Genomic DNA, 17,573 nt, shown 5'->3' with positions numbered 1-17,573 from the left:
AGCTTGTTTCTTACTTTTTTTTCGTTCTTCATTCTTTTTTAAACATTTTTCTACCGGATACTTTTCAGCATTTTTCACTAACTTCTCTGCAATAATATCATCAATATCAAACCCTAGGTTATCAGCCATCATAAAAGAATAAATCAATATATCTGCCAATTCTTCTTTTAAATGCTCTCGGTCTTGATTTCCTTCTTTTGCGCTTTTCCATTGGTATATTTCTAATAGTTCACTTGCCTCAAGAGAAATTGAAAGTGCTAAATCTTTTTCATTATGAAATTGTCGCCACTCTCTTTCTTCTCTAAATCTATTTATTTTAGACATACTATTTTCTACTGCCATGTTAATTCCCTTCTTTCAAAAAAACATTATATCACTTTTCTCCCATTTAAACAGTTTAGTTTTGGTATAATGAAAGTGTATACAAACAAAAAAAGGGGGCCACATCATATGAAAAAGAAATTAGTTGCCATGTTAATTGTCAGTGGATTATTAGGCGGACTAAACACGATAACTTTGGCAGAATCTTCTGCAGAACCTGTGGAAGAAAGTACTTCAACAATTGTCAGAACGCATTCAAGCAGCAATGATCAACAAGAAATTATGACAACAACTGATACATCAGATAAAGAAATCATCACTCCATCACTAACTATTAAAAGTAGTCACTCTTTTCAACCTGAAAAATACGGCGTCATTACTAATAATCAAAGTCATTTTTATGATTCAATAGAGGATGCTAAAAATGGATTACATGAAAAAGATACTTCACTAATTGAGAATAAATTAGTTAAATTAACAGAATTATTTACTTCCAATGAGCAAGAGTTTTATGCCTTTACTACATCAGATAATCAACAAGGTATTATTGATGTTTCTAACATCGACCGAGTAGAATCAAAAAACTTTGTCACTTTTTCAACGTCTAGTCAAAAAAAAGCATACCTCGTTTATAAAGATACTACTCTTAATGAAACAATTGATGAAAAAGACATCCTAAATAAAACATATTCGGTTCAAGAAGAAGTAACTATGAATGAAAAAACATTTCTTTCTTTATTTAATATTAAAAAAGAATTTATTGGTTTTGTAAATAAGGAATTAGTAACAGAAACAGTGGCGCCTCAAGGTGAGTATCAATATTTTCTTCAATATATCAACATAACTCAACCTGGGAAAACAACCTATCAAAATTTTAATTTCGATAAAAAAAATACAACTGATACGTTAATAAATCAAACTTTTTACGCTAAAGGCCGCTACTTTCACTCAAACGGAACTACCTATCTTTCTATTTTTAATAAAGACAACAAATGGATTGGATACATTGAGGAAAACCATACAAAAGTAGCAGATGGAAAACAAGGTAATTACCATGCTTACGGAAAATATGTGAATTTAACGAAAAAAAACTACGATATCTGGGGAAATTTTTCTTGGAAATCAAATGGTAAAGCAAGTAAATATGCCAATAAAACGCTTTACGCTAAAGGAATATACTATCACTTTAATGGCAGTCGTTACCTTTCTCTTTATGACAACAACGATAACTGGCTTGGTTATATTAATGAGACAGGTGCTGACATTGCAACAGGGACTCAAGGTAACTACTATTCTTATAACAAATTTATTACCATAAAAAGTAAGAACTATGATTTTTGGAATAGCTTTAATTGGAGCAAACGCGCTCACAGCTCGGAATACTTAGGAAAAACCTTTAAAGCTCGTGGTATCTATTATCATTTTAATGGTAATAAATACTTAAGTGTCTATGATAGTAAAGGCAAATGGTTAGGATACATCAACCAAAAAGCCACCACAACTACTAAAGGCCCTGAAGGAAGCTATCAACATTTCAAAAAATATGTTTCTGTCACAACAAGCAACTACTCCATTTGGCAAAATTTTAATTGGAAGAAAAAAAGTACAACTAAAAATTACAAAAACCAAACTCTTTACGCTAAAGGTATTTATCATCACTATAACGGTGATTCTTACTATTCTCTTTATAACAACAAAGATCAATGGCTTGGCTACGTTAATAAAAATGGCGTAACTCTTGCTGATGGTCGCCAAGGAATATATCACTCTTACTGGAAAAACGTGACTTTTTCATCCAATAACTATCCGATTTGGCGTGATTTCAGTTGGAAACAACAAAACACATCTTTTAAAATAAGTGGTAAAACACTAATGGCACGAGGTATTTATCAACATTTTAATGGTTCAAGTTATTATACTATCTACAATGGAAACACTTGGATTGGTTACATTAACGTCAATGCAGCTCAAAACTACGATATGAATAAATTAATTCCAAACCAAGAAAGTTTACTTGCTGTCCATCAAGTTGTGCAACAAAAAATACTTGATTCAGCTAAACGACCAAGCAATATCATTGATACTGTCTTAAGTATGCCAACGATTAGTCGAAATCAAATCAAATACCGAGACAATCATTTTGTGGTCTCTTTAAGTGGCAAGGGCGTTGGAATGGACAATGTAACATTAACACCAAAGGAAATTGCCCCTGCTGTTAATTATCGTCTGCTTCCTGCTAATCAAATAAAGGGTGCCATTCCAAAATTAAATAGTGGTAAAAAATATGTAGCACTAACATTTGATGATGGACCTAACCCAAACACAACACCACAATTGTTGACTATTTTAAGAAATAAAAATGTTAAAGCATCCTTTTTTATGGTTGGAAATGGCGTCAATGCTAATCCCAATATCGCAAAACGTGTCAGTGATGCTGGGCACCAAGTTGGTAGTCACAGCTATTCTCATCCACAACTGACCAGCCTTTCTGCTAGTCAGATACAAAGCGAAATGAGACGAACTGATAAGGCGATTTATTATGCTACTGGAAAATTACCAAAAACATATCGACCTCCTTATGGTGCTGTTAACCGCTACGTTTCAAATACAGTCGCCAAACCTGCGATTATGTGGAGCATCGATACACGCGATTGGGAATCAAGAAATCCCTACATGATTAATAATGTAGTTAGTAATAACATCCACAATGGTGCGATTATTTTAATGCATGATATTCATCAACCAACAATTAACTCTGTTTCAACGATGATAGATAATTTAAGACGACAAGGCTATCAATTTGTAACAGTTGATGAATTATTTGAAATGCAAGACAGACCTCTTAATGGCTACTTTAGCCAACATCGAAGCGTTAAATACTAATCAAAAAGGAAGTCCAAATCGCCTGGACTTCCTTTTTATCATTGATTATCTTAATTTACATCACATTATTATTTTCATTCACTTGTAACAATCTAACAACTTGTTGCTCCATTACTGACTGCTTTTGATCCATTTCTTTTGTATTTAACTCTATTTTACCAAGCTTATTACTAAGTTCTTCCATTTTTTTTAGTGTACTCTCTAAACAATTTAATATTTTTTCATCTGTTGTCATGTTATTTTGCCTCTTTTACTTGATAGTATTTCACTGTTTTTTTATAAAATAAGCCATATAATATGGCACAAATTACAGGTAATGCCGCTGCAATAAGATACACTTGTTGAAAAGTTAAAAAGTTTCTCAACTCACCTAATACATATGGTCCCACACCTAAACCTAAATCTAATCCAATAAAATAAGTTGATAAAGAAATACCGATTCGGTGACTATCACTTGTTTTCAAACAAACCGCTTGTCCGTTTGACATAAATGTTCCATAACCAAGCCCAATCAATGCACCTGATAATAAGAATACCCAACCATTTGTAGATAAACTTAAAACAATTAGGCCTGCTGTTAAGAAGAAATAACTAGGATACATAACAGAATTCTCACCGTATTCATCAAAAATTCGACCTGTTAAAGGTCTAGTAAAAGTGATAATCAGTGCATACACAACAAAGAAAAAAGAACGGTACGTTACTAAATTTAATTCTTCTGCATATGAAGCTAAAAACGATAGAACGCTTGAGTAAGAAACACCCATTAGAAAAGCAACAGAACTAATAAATAGCACTTTTTTCTCAATAAAACTATCTAGTTTCCATGAAGAAAGTAAAGCTCTATGTTCTTTAGTTATCTCTATATTTTTCACTGGAAAGACTAAACAAGCAATTGTTGTTAGTAAAATTAAAACAATAGAAAAAATGATAATAAATTTAAAATCTGTCTTATCTAATAATACTAACCCTACAAATGGACCAATTGCTGCCGCCAAACTTGTACTTAATCCGTAATAATTAATCCCTTCACCGTGTCTTGATTTTGGTATATATGCTGTCACAATAGCATTAGTTGCCGTTGATACTGTTCCATAACCAAATCCATTGAGTAAACGAACGACATATAGAATGCCAATATTAGGAATAAAAAGATACGCAATTGTTGTGATTAAATAAAAAATTGCTCCATACCTTAATACTTTTTTCCTGCCGATTAACTCTAAAGTTTTCCCCATAAACAAGCGAGCGAGCAACGTACCAATAATATAAATTCCAGAGGCAAGACCAGCCTGTCCCAACGTTGCATGTAAATTGTCTTGTGCTATCACTGCTATGATTACCATTAATAAGTAATAAACTAAATACACAACAAAATTGATAAGTGTGATACTAATAAATCCCTTATTAAATAATTTTTCTTCCGGATGCGTCTCCATCTAACACTCCTACTTTCTTTTCATTTTATTTTCTGAAAACAATATAACGAAAATCGGGTAAAAAAAAATGCGGATTTGTGATAAAAAATTGTTACTAGCAATTATTTTCAACAAAAAACATTAACATTTGTTGTTGATTCAAAATGTCGTATACTATTAAATAAGAACAGATTTTAGCAAATTAAATTAAAGGAGCACATCATTTATGGAGAATCACGTCTTACAAGATTATTTGAATAATCACGCCTTTCCAATTGTCACTAAAAAAAAGAAATCTTACCTTACTTATGAAGGACTTCAAGATAGATATGCTTATGTTTTAAAGGACGGCATTATCAAAACAAGCGTGATTTCAAGAGATGGTCGGGAATTTAACTTACGATATATTAAAGGTCTTGAAATTGTGTCGCTTTTAAAAGATGAATATTCCCAATTTATCGATGCTCCTTTTAATATCAGAATTGAATCTGAAACAGCTGAACTTTATCAACTTGACCGAGTTCAATTTTGGAAAGACATCAACCAAAATCGCGAACTTCAAACTTATGTGAAAGACTATTACCGAGTTATGCTTCTTCATTCTATGAAAAAAATGCAACAAATGTTGATGAATGGAAAATTTGGAGCAGTTTGCACACAAATCTATGAACTTTACGATATTTTTGGTGTTCCTGTAAAAAATGGTATTTTAATTGATTTTGTTGTTACCAATGAAGAAATCGCTCATTTTTGTGGTATTACTTCTGCTAGTAGTGTTAATCGAATGATTCAGCAATTAAAAGATGCAGGTGCCATTGAGATTCATCAGCGAAAAATGCTCATTAAAGATTTAGAACTAATTAAAGAAAATATTATTTTTTAACAAGCAAAAGCACTATTCTCCTTTTGAGAATAGTGCTTTCCTTTCGTTTATAAACTTTCTAGTATCTCTAATTTGTTAATTCCCCCAACTTTACCAACTATTAAGAAATTGATTATACTGAAAGTTTTATGCCATTTTGTTTATCCCCTTCCCCAAAGCTAAAACAAAATGTGCATCCCTTACACTTATTAGTATAATGGATTAAATAACTCAAAATTGGCAATATTTGTCTTTTAAAAAGACATTTGATTTTACTTTTAGGATACATTATTAAACAAGCAAAAGCACTATCCTCCTTTTTGAGAATAGTGCTTTCCTTTCGTTTATAAACTTTCTAGTATCTCTAATTTGTTAATTCCCCCAACTTTACCAACTATTAAGAAATTGATTATACTGAAAGTTTTATGCCATTTTGTTTATCCCCTTCCCCAAAGCTAAAACAAAATGTGCATCCCTTACACCTATTAGTATAACGGATTAAATAACTCAAAATCAGCAATAAATGTCTTTTTAAAAGACATTTATCTCAGTTTTAGTAACTATAAAAAAAAGAAACATTACTTTTTCAAGTAACGTTTCTGATTCATTTAACTTTTTATAGGATATCTTAGCTTCCCCCATTTTCCCCAAAATGACTAAACTATCACTACATTAAAAGTATCCCCTGTTATATCTCTATCTCTACATTCCCCTTAGTAGAAATAATTGTATTCCCTTACACCTATTACTATACCGTTTTTTAAGAATACTTTTTTTATATTTTTGTCTTTTTTATGGACAAAAACATAAAAAAATAACCAACACAAATAAAATAAAAAAACACTACCTCCCATCAAGGTAATGTTTTTCTACTTAACTTTTATTAAGTTTAATTTATTTCATTCTCCACTTTCCCCAAAGTAAAAATAAATTATTTAATCAAAAGTGTTCCCTCTTCATCTTACTCTGCTCCCCCTAATACTTACGCAGAAGCAACATGTCTATCCCTTACTTCTACAAGTATACAGATTCTTAAATGCAAAAAATAAACCATTATGTCTTTTTAAAAGACAAAAAAAGAACTAGATAGTCATACAACTCGTTATAGTAACAGAAAATGCTAACTAAAATAAATAGTAGCTATATTTTTTACCAACTTGCTTTTTTTACACCAGGAATATTTCCCAAAAGTGCTTGTTCTCTGAAGTTAACTCGAGACATGCCAAATTTTCTCATAAACCCTCTTGGACGACCATCTATCATATCTCGATGTTTTAACCGATTGGGATTGGAATCAACAGGAAGTTTTCTCAAACCTCTATAATCTTTTTCCTTGATCAGTTGTTCCCGTTCCTCTTGAAATTGTTCAATTAATTTTTGTTGTTTTTTCATTTTTTCTATTTTTGCCTTTTTAGCCATTGCTTTTCCTCCAAAAATTTGATTTAATAGTACTTACCATAAATCGTAATCGTTACGCTTTATATTCTATCTTATTTTTATCGTTAAAACAAGATATCTTACTTATTCACAACTAGGAGGAATGTTCTATGGAGAAACAGGATGTATCAAGTGCATATCGCAGACTCAAAAGCCCTAACATTAAGACAAAAAAAAGAGCACTAAAAATTATCAAATCAGCTAAAAAGATGAAATAATCCCATCCTCGCACATAAAAAGGAACTGACTTTGATGCATAAGAGTCAGTTCTTTTTTATGTACGGGGATTAATAGGGAGTTCATATTACTCTTTTGATATAGAATTTCTCACTTATCAAAAGCTATCAATTTAGAGAGTTGATATTCCTACTACCCCTTCATTATATTACATAAAGATTACAAAATCAATATACAACGTAATATTTAGTAATCTTTTTAACATAAAACGCTTTCTTATTACTAGGATAAGTCAAAAAGCAAATTAACTTCTAATATCAATCTTTTGTTTCTTATTAATGATAGCTGCAAATATAATAAAACCGAAACTATATGCTGCTAAAATAACCACTGCCTTTATTGGAATGACTCCCTTATTAATATAACCTACCGCTAATTCTCTAAACTGATAAGTTGGCATGGCTTTTGAGAATGGCTGTAACCACTCTGGAAATTCTGAAGTGGGAATCCATAAGCCACCAACTGACGCCATCCCTAAATACATAATATTAGCACAAACAGATGCTGTTTTTTCATGTTTAAACAAACTAAGTGTCACACCAATACCTAGAAATAAAATCCCCCCAAGTATTAGAACACCTCCAGAAACTAACCACTGATTTAATGTTAAATTGACTCCTTTAGCTATTTTTCCAACAAGAAAAACAGATGTCACTGCAACAATGTACATGCTAATCATTTTGACCATCTTTACAGCATAAATCTCAGTTGCACTTAAGTCTACATGAGCTAATCTCATACGCCAGCCGTTTTTTTTATCTTGAATAATATCAAATGGAAAAGTAAATAGAGCAAAACTACATAAACTAAATGCAGTCATTGACATTAAATATTCTGTATAAAAGGTTTGTTCATATGCTTTTGGTACTTGAATTAAAGAAGAAAAAATTAAGTAAAAAAAGATGGGTAAACCTATACTCATAATAATCGTCGTCTTATCTCGACTCATTCGTTTCGCCTCTATCTTCATTAATGCAATCATTTATTCTTCCTCCTTTTCATCAAATTGATTGTTAAAAATCATTTCTAATAAAGAGTTATTAGTTATTTCAACATTATCAAAAGGTAAACCTATTTGAAGTAATTCCTTTAATACAACACTTGTCTGCTCGTTTTGAAATTCTAATACTACAACATCCTGCTTATTTTCAAATTGAATAGTTTTTTCTTTTAACAAAGACTTTATTTTTCCTTCCAATTGAAGGTAACTACTCTTTTCAATTGTGATTCTTTTTTTCTTGTTTAGTGTCCTTAAATGGTACGGTGTCTCATCTGCTTGAATTATTCCATTATCCAGCAAGATAACACGATCTGCGCAATAATCAACTTCCTCTACATAGTGAGTGGTAAATAAAATAGTCGTTCCACTATTTTTTAACTCTTGAATGATTTGCCAAAAATGATTTCTGGTTGAGGTGTCCATTCCCGTTGTTGGTTCGTCTACTATTAACAATTTAGGGCGATTTAATATAGCTAAACACATATCAAACAATCGCTGTTCTCCACCCGAGCAGGTATCTATTAACTGTTTATACTTTTTAGAATCAAATTGTAGTACATGATTAATTTCTTCATTAGTTAATGGCCTATTTGAAAAACTTGCCACAAAATCCAGCATTTCCTGAATAGTCACATCATCTGGAAAGCGAGATTTTTGAGAAAGAAATCCGATGTCTTTTTTCTGATAACTTAATTTGACTTCACCAGATGTTGGGTAAAATAAATCTAAAATCAAATTTATTATCGTACTTTTTCCTGCCCCATTTTTTCCTAACAGCACGATACACTCTCCTTCATACATAGACAAAGAGATGTTTTTTAATACTACTGTTTCTTTAAATTGTTTACTTACTTTTTTTAATTCAATTACCGGTGTCATTTTTTTCACCCTTTCTTGTTTAATTGTCTATTGATTTTATCGAGACTTCTCTTGACCCGATACATTGAAACTGACCACACGATAGCGTAGATAACAACAAAAGTAATCGTAAACTGAATGACATTTTCTATGGTGTAGTCAAACCAATTTAAAAGAATATTCAAAGCCATAAGACCCAAATAAGTCACAATAAAATGAGATACGGTTTGTTTTAAAATAGACCATTCTAGCTTCTCAAATATCAGACTTGATACTGAAAACAAAGCTCCCACAACGCACCATAATATAATAGCCGCTATTAAAGCATCTATTTGATTAGCAAAAGAATCCATAAATGCTGGAGGTCCTGGATAATAAATACCATAGCCTGTTTGCCATGAAATAATGACAGATATTAATAAACCAATAAAGGTACCAGAAGGAATACCAAATAATATATGTCCAATAACTTTTCTCACAGTCCTAACCTCCTTTTAAACTCTTTCATGTATCTTCTTGACGTATAACTATAATTACCCGTTTTAAAATTTACTTTAATTGTTCCAGCTAAAGATAACTCTAAATTTTTTATAAAATCAGGGTTAATGATTTCACTATTTGAAATGCGAATCATCTCCATAAATCGCTCTTCTAATTTATACAAGGCTTCTCTTACTTGCACAATACCATCTTCTAACTCGCAATAAGTTTTCTTATCTTCTGAAAAAAAACGAATAACTTCTTCTTTTTGAATGGGAATTAATTGCTCTTCTTTTACACCAAATAATTGGCTTGGCGTATCTTCAGAACAAATTTGAATAATGGCTTTGATTTCATCCGTCATTGAATTAGCATATATTTGAACAAGTGTTTCATCATAATTTTTATTTAATTCAAAGGTAACCTTCATATTATCAACTCCTAACTTATTTTAAGTTTAACCTTTTTCAATTACGCTGTCTTATTTTTTTGATATGTGGTAGTTATTTTAGGACAAGTGGTAAAAAAAAACTGACGAGTCTAAATGACTCATCAGTTTATTGTCTCTAATTATTATTTTTTATAGTTTCTTCCATACAAATATACCAAATGAAGAAGCTGTTAAAAGTAGGCCAAAAATCATATAAAGATCCTTGTTCACTTCACCTGTTTGTGGCAAAATACCTTTTTTAGATTGATTCGTTGTTACAAGTTCCTTACTGGAGCTTTTTATTGAACTGCTATCACCAGTTGAAGTGCTACTACTAGTTGAACTAGTTCCTGTTGTCTCATTAATCATTTTAGTTAATTCATCAAAAATAGCTTGTAATTCATCTATAGTCGTTGCAACAGCTAATTTATCGTAAAGACTTTGGCCCTGTGCCTCTGTAATCATTCCCTTACTTATTGCAGAAGCAATACCCGCTTCCACGTTATAGTATTTTTCACTAAATGAACTGGTAAATTCTGTTAATTTGTCTACAGAGCCCATTAAGACATTCATAATATCATTTAGCTCTTGTTCTGTTGTTGCATTTTTTAGTTGTGCAATTACCTCATCATGCTTTTCTTGTGTAATATAACCATTGGCTAGATATATTTGAACCATTCGAATTTTAGCCATCCTAACACTGTCTATGTTAGCAAGAGAACTCTCTTTTTCTTCAGATGAGTCACTACTTTCTTGTGTTGTACTAGTTGAACTTGAATCTTGTGTTTCTGTGGTTGGTATAGTATTTTCACCAGATTTAGACTCTTCAGCTAATACATTAGGTACAACCATCACAAATAACAAACTTGTCATCAAACAAAAAAATGCTTTTTTCATTTCCATGGCTCCCTTCTTAGTGTTTTGCAATTTAATTGTAACACGGTTCTAACTTAGAGTATATATTATCAATAAAAAAACCGTACAATGTGTACGGTTTAAAGTTTATTTATTTAATAAATGAAAAATTAGTTAGATCTTTATACGCATATTCCTCGTTAATTTGACCTTTTTTAACTGCCCATTTAACAATGCTGTTAAAATCATTTTCTAAAACAGGACTTGCATGAGGGTAATCTCCTTCGCGTTTGTTGATATAATCTGCCATCTCAGCTGGGAATTGATACTTACTCAATGTGCTTGCGTAATCTTTTGCATCATGAGAATTCATGAACTCAATCGCTTCATTGTACGCATTATAAAAGGCTGTAATATCATCTGGACGATTTTTTAACACATTATCCATAAATTGAATAGTTCCACCCTTTATACCTGCTTCTTTTGAACTTCCCACTATGTTTGCTCCTTTTTCAGCCAACATACTTGCTTGAGGTTCTGTATAAACAGCACCATCAACTTTACCTGACATTAAACTTTCTGATCGTGCTGAAAATGATGGTATATCAACTATTTCATAAGTAAAATTATTTCGTGTAGCAAATTCATCCATTATATACTCTAAAATAAAGTTTGGTACCAATGTTACTTTTTTCTTGTCTAAGCCTTTAATATCCTTAATCTTTGATTGAGGAGACGTTAAAATTTTAAAATCTTCTAAAATGCCTGAAGTAATTGTCATATTTACGCCATTTTTTTTGAAAGTCGCCTCTGTCATAACATCGCTAATTGTACCATCAATTTCTTTTGCTTGGATAGCTACATTTCGATCGTTTGGAGATGAAAATGTTTTAATTGCCACATCTAATCCCTGCTTTTTAAAGAAGCCTTCTTCTTTAGCTAAGATGATTGGTAACGCTGATTCTGCTGGTAAAACACCGATATTTAATGTTTTATCACTCACTTTATTAACAACTTTTTCTGATTCTTTCGTTTCTTCTTTTTTTTCATTTCCACAGGCACCTAAAAGGACACTACCTAATAATAACAATCCCATTGCTGCAACTATTTTTTTCATTAAACTCTCTCCTATTTTGTTATGACTTGTTCAAATTCTTCCATGTTCATCGTAAACGGAATAACATATCGCTCAATCTCTAAAGGATGAGTATTGATAGTTGTTGTTCCTTGTTTAGTTGTGAAAGCTAGTTTAAAATCGTGTTCTTTTAATAATGCTACATTTTTTTCGTCGTATAAACCAAATGGATAAGCAAAAACATCTGTTTCTTCTACCCATTGACTGCACTTAGCTAAGTCTTTCAAGACATTTTCTGTTGTTTCCCACATTAATTTAGAGGCTTCTATACCTCGTCTCACATGAAAATCATGCGTATGATTCGCATAAGTAAAAACATCTCTCATATTCTCTAATTCCTGAAAACTAAGAGCCTTTGATTCATTCGGTGAGTAATCACTTTCTGTTTCAAACAGCCACCCCGTTGGTGCAAAACAAACAGCGGGTATATTCATTTTTTTTAAAATAGGGTACGCATGTTTTTTCATCGATTGAAAACAATCGTCAAAGGTGATTAAGATTGATTTGTCAGGTAATTGCTTTTTCTCATAAAAAAAAGACTTCAATTCGTCTAAGGTTAAAAAATGATACCCATTTTCTTTTAAATACACCATTTCTTGCTCAAAAAAGGGAACTGAATTAAATAATGGCATAGGTAGCTGATCCTGGTAACCATTTGCAACAATGACTGGTCTCATTCCTAGCTCAAGCTCTTTTTCTGGTCGAATCTCATGAAATACTAACGTTTTAAACATACTTATCACAGCCTTCTCTTTACGATATTTCTCTTTCATAGTATAACATAAAAGTGTACAATCAATGCGTGTTACTTTATAAAAAGGAGGCCAATTAATGCCAATTATTTTTGATCACGTTTCTTTTGAGTATGATAAAAAAGAAATTATTACCGATTTAACACTTTCTCTTATTGAAGGAACTTCTTATAGTATTATCGGTCCTTCCGGTATTGGAAAAAGTACATTTTTAAATCTTTGTAAAAAAAAGTTAACAGCTTCCACAGGCAAGCTTACTTATGATGGCTTAAATAAAGAAGATATCATTACTGTCTTTCAAGAACTCCATCTTTTCCCTTGGCAAACATGTGAAGAAGCTTTGATGATGCCTTTAAAAATTAAAAAAATCTCAAAAAATGAAAGAAAAGAGTTAGTAACTCACGCATTAAAAGAGTTTAAACTTACTGAGTTAAAAAATAAATACCCTCACGAATTAAGTGGTGGGCAAAAACAGCGTATTGCGTTGGCACGAGGTATGATGACTTCACCTCATTTTTTACTATTAGACGAACCTACTTCATCCTTAGATTTTTCGTCAAAAAAACAACTGCAATCATTAATAATTGATAAGCAACAGAAATACAAACAGGGAATGGTTATTGTTACTCATGATGTGGAGGAAGCTGTTTTTTTAGGAGAAACAATTATTGTTTTCTCATATGATGGTGTCGAAATTATAGATAATCCCTATTTTAACCAAGAAAACTCTTCCTTAGACACTGATTACTTTCACTACTGCCAACATCTCAAATCAAAACTAAGCGAGGCGACTCATGAAACTAAATAAATTAACTCAATTTATCCTAGGAATGCTATCTTTTATCGTGGTTTGGTATCTGCTATTTTTGATTTCAAATAATCCCTCCATTCCAAATCCAAAAGGTTCTCTTATAAAAGCATGGGAAATCAAGCAGGTGCTCTTTTTCCATACAGGTGCTAGTTTTCTTCGAATCTTTATCTCACTACTTTTAGCAAGCCTTTTTAGTATTCCATTAGGTATTTTACTAGCACGCTCAAAAAGACTGAATCAGTGGCTCTCACCATTAATTTATTTCTTATATCCATTACCAAAAGTTGCTTTTTTACCTATCTTAATGATATTTTTTGGTTTAGGTAATATCTCTAAAATCTTACTTATTTTTTCGATTATTTCACTACAACTTTTGATTTCTATTCGCGACGGTGTTAATCAAATTCCAGCAAATTATTATCACGTCATGGAAGATTATAGTAGCTCTTACATGGAGGAATTACGTTTTGTCACGCTGCCTGCTCTAGTTCCTACTTTGTTTAGCAGTTTAAGAGTGAGCGTTGCTATTTCTTTAGCTTCTCTTTTTTTCGCTGAAAATTATGCTACACAATATGGATTAGGTTACTTAATTATGAGTGCTTGGACTAAGATGGATTATGATGAATTATTTGTAGGGGTTCTTGCTATTGCCGTTTTAGGCTTTTTAATTTTTACATTATTAGATGAGCTTGAGAAAAAATTAATGCCTCATGAAATCAACTAGATAAAAAAAGCTCCCAGTCATTTAACTGGAAGCAAAAAAGGAGTTGTTTATTTACTTTGGAGGAGTAAATAAAATGAAAAAATTTGTTTTGTTAGGGTTGTTTTGTTGGTATGCTTATATAATAGCTTGTAAATGTGAATTTTTTTCGATAGATTTATTTTCTTTTTTTGAAAGAAATAAATCGTTATTCTTTCATTACTTCAAACCCTACCACATCTTCCTCACTAATTTCTTGTGGTGGATTTTCTGTTAAATAAGCATCTTGGAACGTTTCTATTTTGATAGTCGTTCCTTTTTTAATTTTTTTAAATGCTGTCTCTTTAAATTCACTTGGAGAAACAAAAAAGCTGTATTCTTTATTTTCTCCATTTTTAAATAAATCGTTTGGATCATTTTCGATATGTTTGACCATCACCGTTATCTGGTAAATATCTAAACCGCTGTCTGGTTTTGTCAGTGTATCTATAACTTCCCCTGTGATTTGAATCAATGGTTCTTGACTATCAATTCGTTGTTGTTTTTCGGCCAACCGTTGTTTCTCATCTTCTTTTGCTTGTTGAACCATCTCTTCAATTAATCTTTTAGCTTCAGACGTATCTTCTGTTACATCTACATGCTTCGTACTAATTTCAGTTTCACTAGATATTTCTTTAGATTGCTCTTTTTTACATGCTGCTAGTGTTATTATAAGCAGTCCACTCAAAATGGATACACCTAACTTTTTCATCCTTTTCACCTACTCCATTTAGTTAATCCACAAACTGAACCGTATTTTCAATCGCGAGTAAGTTTTCACGGTAAAGTTTTACATCATTTCTACTTAAATTACCTAACTCAAAAGCTTGTTGAATATCATCTCTTTCAATCTGAATTGCATAAGATAACCATTCATCTACTCGACTTGTTTCTGATTGTTTCTCATCTTTTGTTCGTTGAGAGAACCTTGTAATATATGAGGTAATCATCTCTTGTGGGTATTCTGTTGTATCTAACTCATTTAGTTTTTTAATAACATAATCTAAATTACTTTTTCTAAGATAGCTTCTTTGCTTCCGTCTTTCTGGATAGCTTACTGGAACAAAGTTAACAAACTTTAATTTTTGGCGAATAATTTTACCGTAAAACATGTTATTGCGGTAACTACCATCTCTAGTTAAGCGGTACAACAATTTGTTCAGTTTTCGCATGTGACGAAAAGCAACTTGCAAATTAACATTTCCCTCTTTAAGCTGCTTCAATGTATCTAGCAATTGCCATTTTAATATTAATTCCCGTAACTTTTTATTTTTGTCTTCTAATGAATTATCTTCACTTAATTGCATAATTCTTTCATTATACATATGAATTACTCGTAGAATAGAACGCTGATTTTCACTTGTTATTTGTTTATTTAATTCCTCTACAACGTGACGCAAAATCAGTAATTCTTGCTCGTGATTAATTTTAGCTGTTTCTTTTTCTTTCTTTTCAGCAAATAAGGGCATCGTAAAATTAGCCAATAGCAATGTCGTAATAATAACACCGCCTGCCAAGCAAATTAATATTTCTCGCTCAACAAACGTCTGATTACCATTGATAATAACTGGTAAACTAAGGGCACTGACTAATGTTATGGTTCCTCTAACACCTGAAATAGTGTAGAGAGCCGATTGTTTTAATTGATTATTTTTAGTTTGCTCTGTGTCTTTTTCAAAGTTTTTGAAAAGCCAAAAACACAAGAAACGTATACCTAAAAGAATACCTGTAATTAGTAAGATATACATAATTAAACGACCATTATTAATTTGATTACTCTCCCAAATCACATGAATCACACTTGGCAACTGCAAGCCAAGTAGAATAAACACTAAACCATTTAAACTAAAAGTAAAAACTGACCATGTATTTTTAGAAAGTAGATGAAGTTGGGCCACCTCTGGATTAACTCGTTTGTAACTATTAGAGTAAACAAGTCCAGCACTCACAACAGCTAATATACCATTCACCCCTAAATGTTCTGCTACTAAAAAAATACCAAAAGGAAGCAGTAACTCGAGTAAAATAAAGGATATAGTATTCTCAATCCCAAGTTTTCGCAACCATCTAACAAGTTGCATAGCAATTAAGCTTAAAATAATCCCCACTAAAAGTCCACCTAAGGAAATTAAAACAAAACTGATACTTGCTTTAAATATTGAAAAGGTTCCAGTTAATAGAGCTGCTACTGCAAATTGGAAAGAAACTAAACCAGACGCATCATTAATTAAAGATTCACCTTCCAATGTATGCATCATTTTATGTGGAATTTTTACTTTTTCAGCTAATGCCGATACCGCTACTGCATCAGTCGGCGCAAGAGCTGCCGCTAAAGCAAAACTACCCGCCCAAGGCATAGACGGAATCAATGAATGAATCACACTACCTAAGAGTCCCACTGTAACAAAAACTAAAACAATGGATAAAACGGTTATAGCTTTACGTTCTTGCCACAATGCTTTTTTATCTACGTTAACCCCATCATTAAAAAGAAGAGGAGCTAAAAAAAGGAGCATAAAAAATTCTGAACTCAACTCAAAAAAATTAAAAGGCATCCCAATTGCCAAAATCATTCCTAACGCTACTTGAATTAATGGCGTAGCAATGGTTGGTATAAACCTGTTTAAGATGTTAGATAATAAAATTGCTGAAAGCATCACTAACACCATTTCAAAAATTGCCATTTAAGCACCTCACTTACACAAATTTTTTCTATCAAGTTGTCACTTAATAGAGTCAAATTATACCACTATTCTTATTTTTTAAACAATAAAAGCAAGGGTGACTGGTTTAGTTACCCTCGCTTTTTGTTTATTTATTGAACTAATTATCCTAATTGAAGATTCACTGACTTTTTAGTTATCAATTCATCTACTTTACTCTCTCTTCTTGCCCAGTAATCAAGCACTGAGGCAATACAAATACACAGTGGTGCATTAGCTTCTTTTGAAACGTCTATTCGGTAAAAATCTCCTCGATAGCTAGTTTCCTTTGTCATCTCCATTACCTTATCATTAAAATGATAAATCTTATAGGTTTGATTTTTTATATCTCCTGTAGCTAACCAATGTAGTTTTTTAATAAAATAAAAATCACGACTTACAGAAAACAACCGACTCAGACTGCCTACTTTTTCATAACGATCATACAAATCAAACCGTGATTTATATGAAAAAGCAGTTTGTTTCGCACTAGCTAGCACTTCCCCATCTAACTGATAGATAGAAATGCTATCACCTCGTGTTCCCCAACTACCAACTAATAAAAAAACTGGTTTCCCATCACAATCTTTAATAACCGTCCTTACTCTAGCTGATAATAAATGCTGTTCTATATAGTAAACTGCCATGACTCT

At 31.8% G+C, this 17,573-nt stretch carries 19 protein-coding genes; 5 read left to right on the top strand and 14 right to left on the bottom strand.

Annotation, left to right across the window (positions count from 1 at the left end; translation table 11 throughout):
* Positions 1-342 (bottom strand): nucleotide pyrophosphohydrolase (locus tag RR554_RS08100; protein ID WP_332467780.1); only part of this gene is annotated, 342 nt, incomplete at its 3' end.
* Positions 343-450: 108 nt separating this feature from the next.
* On the opposite strand from RR554_RS08100, the gene RR554_RS08095 reads away from it, so the two are divergent.
* Positions 451-3,204, top strand: coding sequence for a polysaccharide deacetylase family protein (locus RR554_RS08095; protein ID WP_332467779.1), 2,754 nt, complete (start codon positions 451-453; stop codon positions 3,202-3,204).
* A 55-nt stretch (positions 3,205-3,259) separates the two neighbouring features.
* On the opposite strand, the gene RR554_RS08090 is transcribed toward RR554_RS08095, so the two are convergent.
* Entirely contained in the window at positions 3,260-3,439 is a 180-nt protein-coding gene (locus RR554_RS08090; RefSeq protein WP_332463721.1) for a hypothetical protein, read from the bottom strand.
* 1 nt (position 3,440) lies between these two features.
* Positions 3,441-4,643, bottom strand: coding sequence for an MFS transporter (locus RR554_RS08085; protein ID WP_332463720.1), 1,203 nt, complete (start codon positions 4,641-4,643; stop codon positions 3,441-3,443).
* Positions 4,644-4,848: 205 nt separating this feature from the next.
* On the opposite strand from RR554_RS08085, the gene RR554_RS08080 reads away from it, so the two are divergent.
* Entirely contained in the window at positions 4,849-5,505 is a 657-nt protein-coding gene (locus RR554_RS08080) for a Crp/Fnr family transcriptional regulator (protein ID WP_332463719.1), read from the top strand.
* Positions 5,506-6,633: 1,128 nt separating this feature from the next.
* Here RR554_RS08080 and rpsN read toward each other — a convergent pair.
* Positions 6,634-6,903, bottom strand: coding sequence for a 30S ribosomal protein S14 (gene rpsN, locus RR554_RS08075; protein WP_332463718.1), 270 nt, complete (start codon positions 6,901-6,903; stop codon positions 6,634-6,636).
* 128 nt (positions 6,904-7,031) lie between these two features.
* Here rpsN and RR554_RS08070 point away from each other — a divergent pair, with 128 nt between their 5' ends.
* Positions 7,032-7,139, top strand: coding sequence for a putative metal homeostasis protein (locus tag RR554_RS08070; RefSeq protein WP_332463717.1), 108 nt, complete (start codon positions 7,032-7,034; stop codon positions 7,137-7,139).
* Positions 7,140-7,402: 263 nt separating this feature from the next.
* Here the strand turns inward: RR554_RS08070 and RR554_RS08065 are convergent, their stop codons facing one another.
* The 7 genes from RR554_RS08065 to RR554_RS08035 form a co-directional block, all read right to left on the bottom strand.
* The gene (locus tag RR554_RS08065) at positions 7,403-8,140 is read right to left on the bottom strand and encodes an ABC transporter permease (RefSeq protein ID WP_332467778.1); all 738 of its coding nucleotides are present in this window, start codon (positions 8,138-8,140) and stop codon (positions 7,403-7,405) included.
* Positions 8,141-9,037: an ABC transporter ATP-binding protein gene (locus RR554_RS08060; RefSeq protein WP_332467777.1), complete on the bottom strand. Its 897-nt coding sequence runs from the start codon at positions 9,035-9,037 to the stop codon at positions 8,141-8,143.
* A gap of 5 nt (positions 9,038-9,042) precedes the next feature.
* Positions 9,043-9,495: a DUF3021 domain-containing protein gene (locus RR554_RS08055; RefSeq protein WP_332467776.1), complete on the bottom strand. Its 453-nt coding sequence runs from the start codon at positions 9,493-9,495 to the stop codon at positions 9,043-9,045.
* Positions 9,492-9,926 (bottom strand): LytTR family DNA-binding domain-containing protein, encoded by a 435-nt coding sequence (locus RR554_RS08050; RefSeq protein ID WP_332467775.1) that lies wholly within the window; start codon positions 9,924-9,926, stop codon positions 9,492-9,494. The genes RR554_RS08055 and RR554_RS08050 overlap by 4 nt, the downstream gene beginning before the upstream one ends.
* 150 nt (positions 9,927-10,076) lie before the next feature.
* Positions 10,077-10,823: an LPXTG cell wall anchor domain-containing protein gene (locus RR554_RS08045; protein WP_332463712.1), complete on the bottom strand. Its 747-nt coding sequence runs from the start codon at positions 10,821-10,823 to the stop codon at positions 10,077-10,079.
* Between the two features lie 109 nt (positions 10,824-10,932).
* Positions 10,933-11,898: an ABC transporter substrate-binding protein gene (locus RR554_RS08040; RefSeq protein WP_332463711.1), complete on the bottom strand. Its 966-nt coding sequence runs from the start codon at positions 11,896-11,898 to the stop codon at positions 10,933-10,935.
* An 11-nt stretch (positions 11,899-11,909) separates the two neighbouring features.
* On the bottom strand, positions 11,910-12,689 hold the full coding sequence (locus tag RR554_RS08035) for a polysaccharide deacetylase family protein (RefSeq protein ID WP_332467774.1): 780 nt from the start codon (positions 12,687-12,689) through the stop codon (positions 11,910-11,912).
* Positions 12,690-12,747: 58 nt separating this feature from the next.
* Here RR554_RS08035 and RR554_RS08030 point away from each other — a divergent pair, with 58 nt between their 5' ends.
* The gene (locus tag RR554_RS08030) at positions 12,748-13,476 is read left to right on the top strand and encodes an ATP-binding cassette domain-containing protein (protein WP_332463709.1); all 729 of its coding nucleotides are present in this window, start codon (positions 12,748-12,750) and stop codon (positions 13,474-13,476) included.
* On the top strand, positions 13,463-14,203 hold the full coding sequence (locus RR554_RS08025; RefSeq protein ID WP_332463708.1) for an ABC transporter permease: 741 nt from the start codon (positions 13,463-13,465) through the stop codon (positions 14,201-14,203). Before RR554_RS08030 ends, RR554_RS08025 begins: the two co-directional genes overlap by 14 nt.
* Before the next feature lie 184 nt (positions 14,204-14,387).
* Here the strand turns inward: RR554_RS08025 and RR554_RS08020 are convergent, their stop codons facing one another.
* The 3 genes from RR554_RS08020 to RR554_RS08010 form a co-directional block, all read right to left on the bottom strand.
* On the bottom strand, positions 14,388-14,930 hold the full coding sequence (locus tag RR554_RS08020; protein WP_332467773.1) for a hypothetical protein: 543 nt from the start codon (positions 14,928-14,930) through the stop codon (positions 14,388-14,390).
* A 22-nt stretch (positions 14,931-14,952) separates the two neighbouring features.
* Positions 14,953-16,902 (bottom strand): cation:proton antiporter, encoded by a 1,950-nt coding sequence (locus RR554_RS08015; protein WP_332467772.1) that lies wholly within the window; start codon positions 16,900-16,902, stop codon positions 14,953-14,955.
* A gap of 143 nt (positions 16,903-17,045) precedes the next feature.
* Positions 17,046-17,567 (bottom strand): LURP-one-related/scramblase family protein, encoded by a 522-nt coding sequence (locus RR554_RS08010; protein ID WP_332467771.1) that lies wholly within the window; start codon positions 17,565-17,567, stop codon positions 17,046-17,048.
* Positions 17,568-17,573: the final 6 nt, after the last annotated feature.

Origin of the sequence: Vagococcus sp. (genome assembly GCF_036639995.1) — a bacterium.
Taxonomy (GTDB): domain Bacteria; phylum Bacillota; class Bacilli; order Lactobacillales; family Vagococcaceae; genus Vagococcus.
Note: the sequence above shows the minus strand (reverse complement) of the source record. Positions and strands in the feature narration are given on the sequence as shown.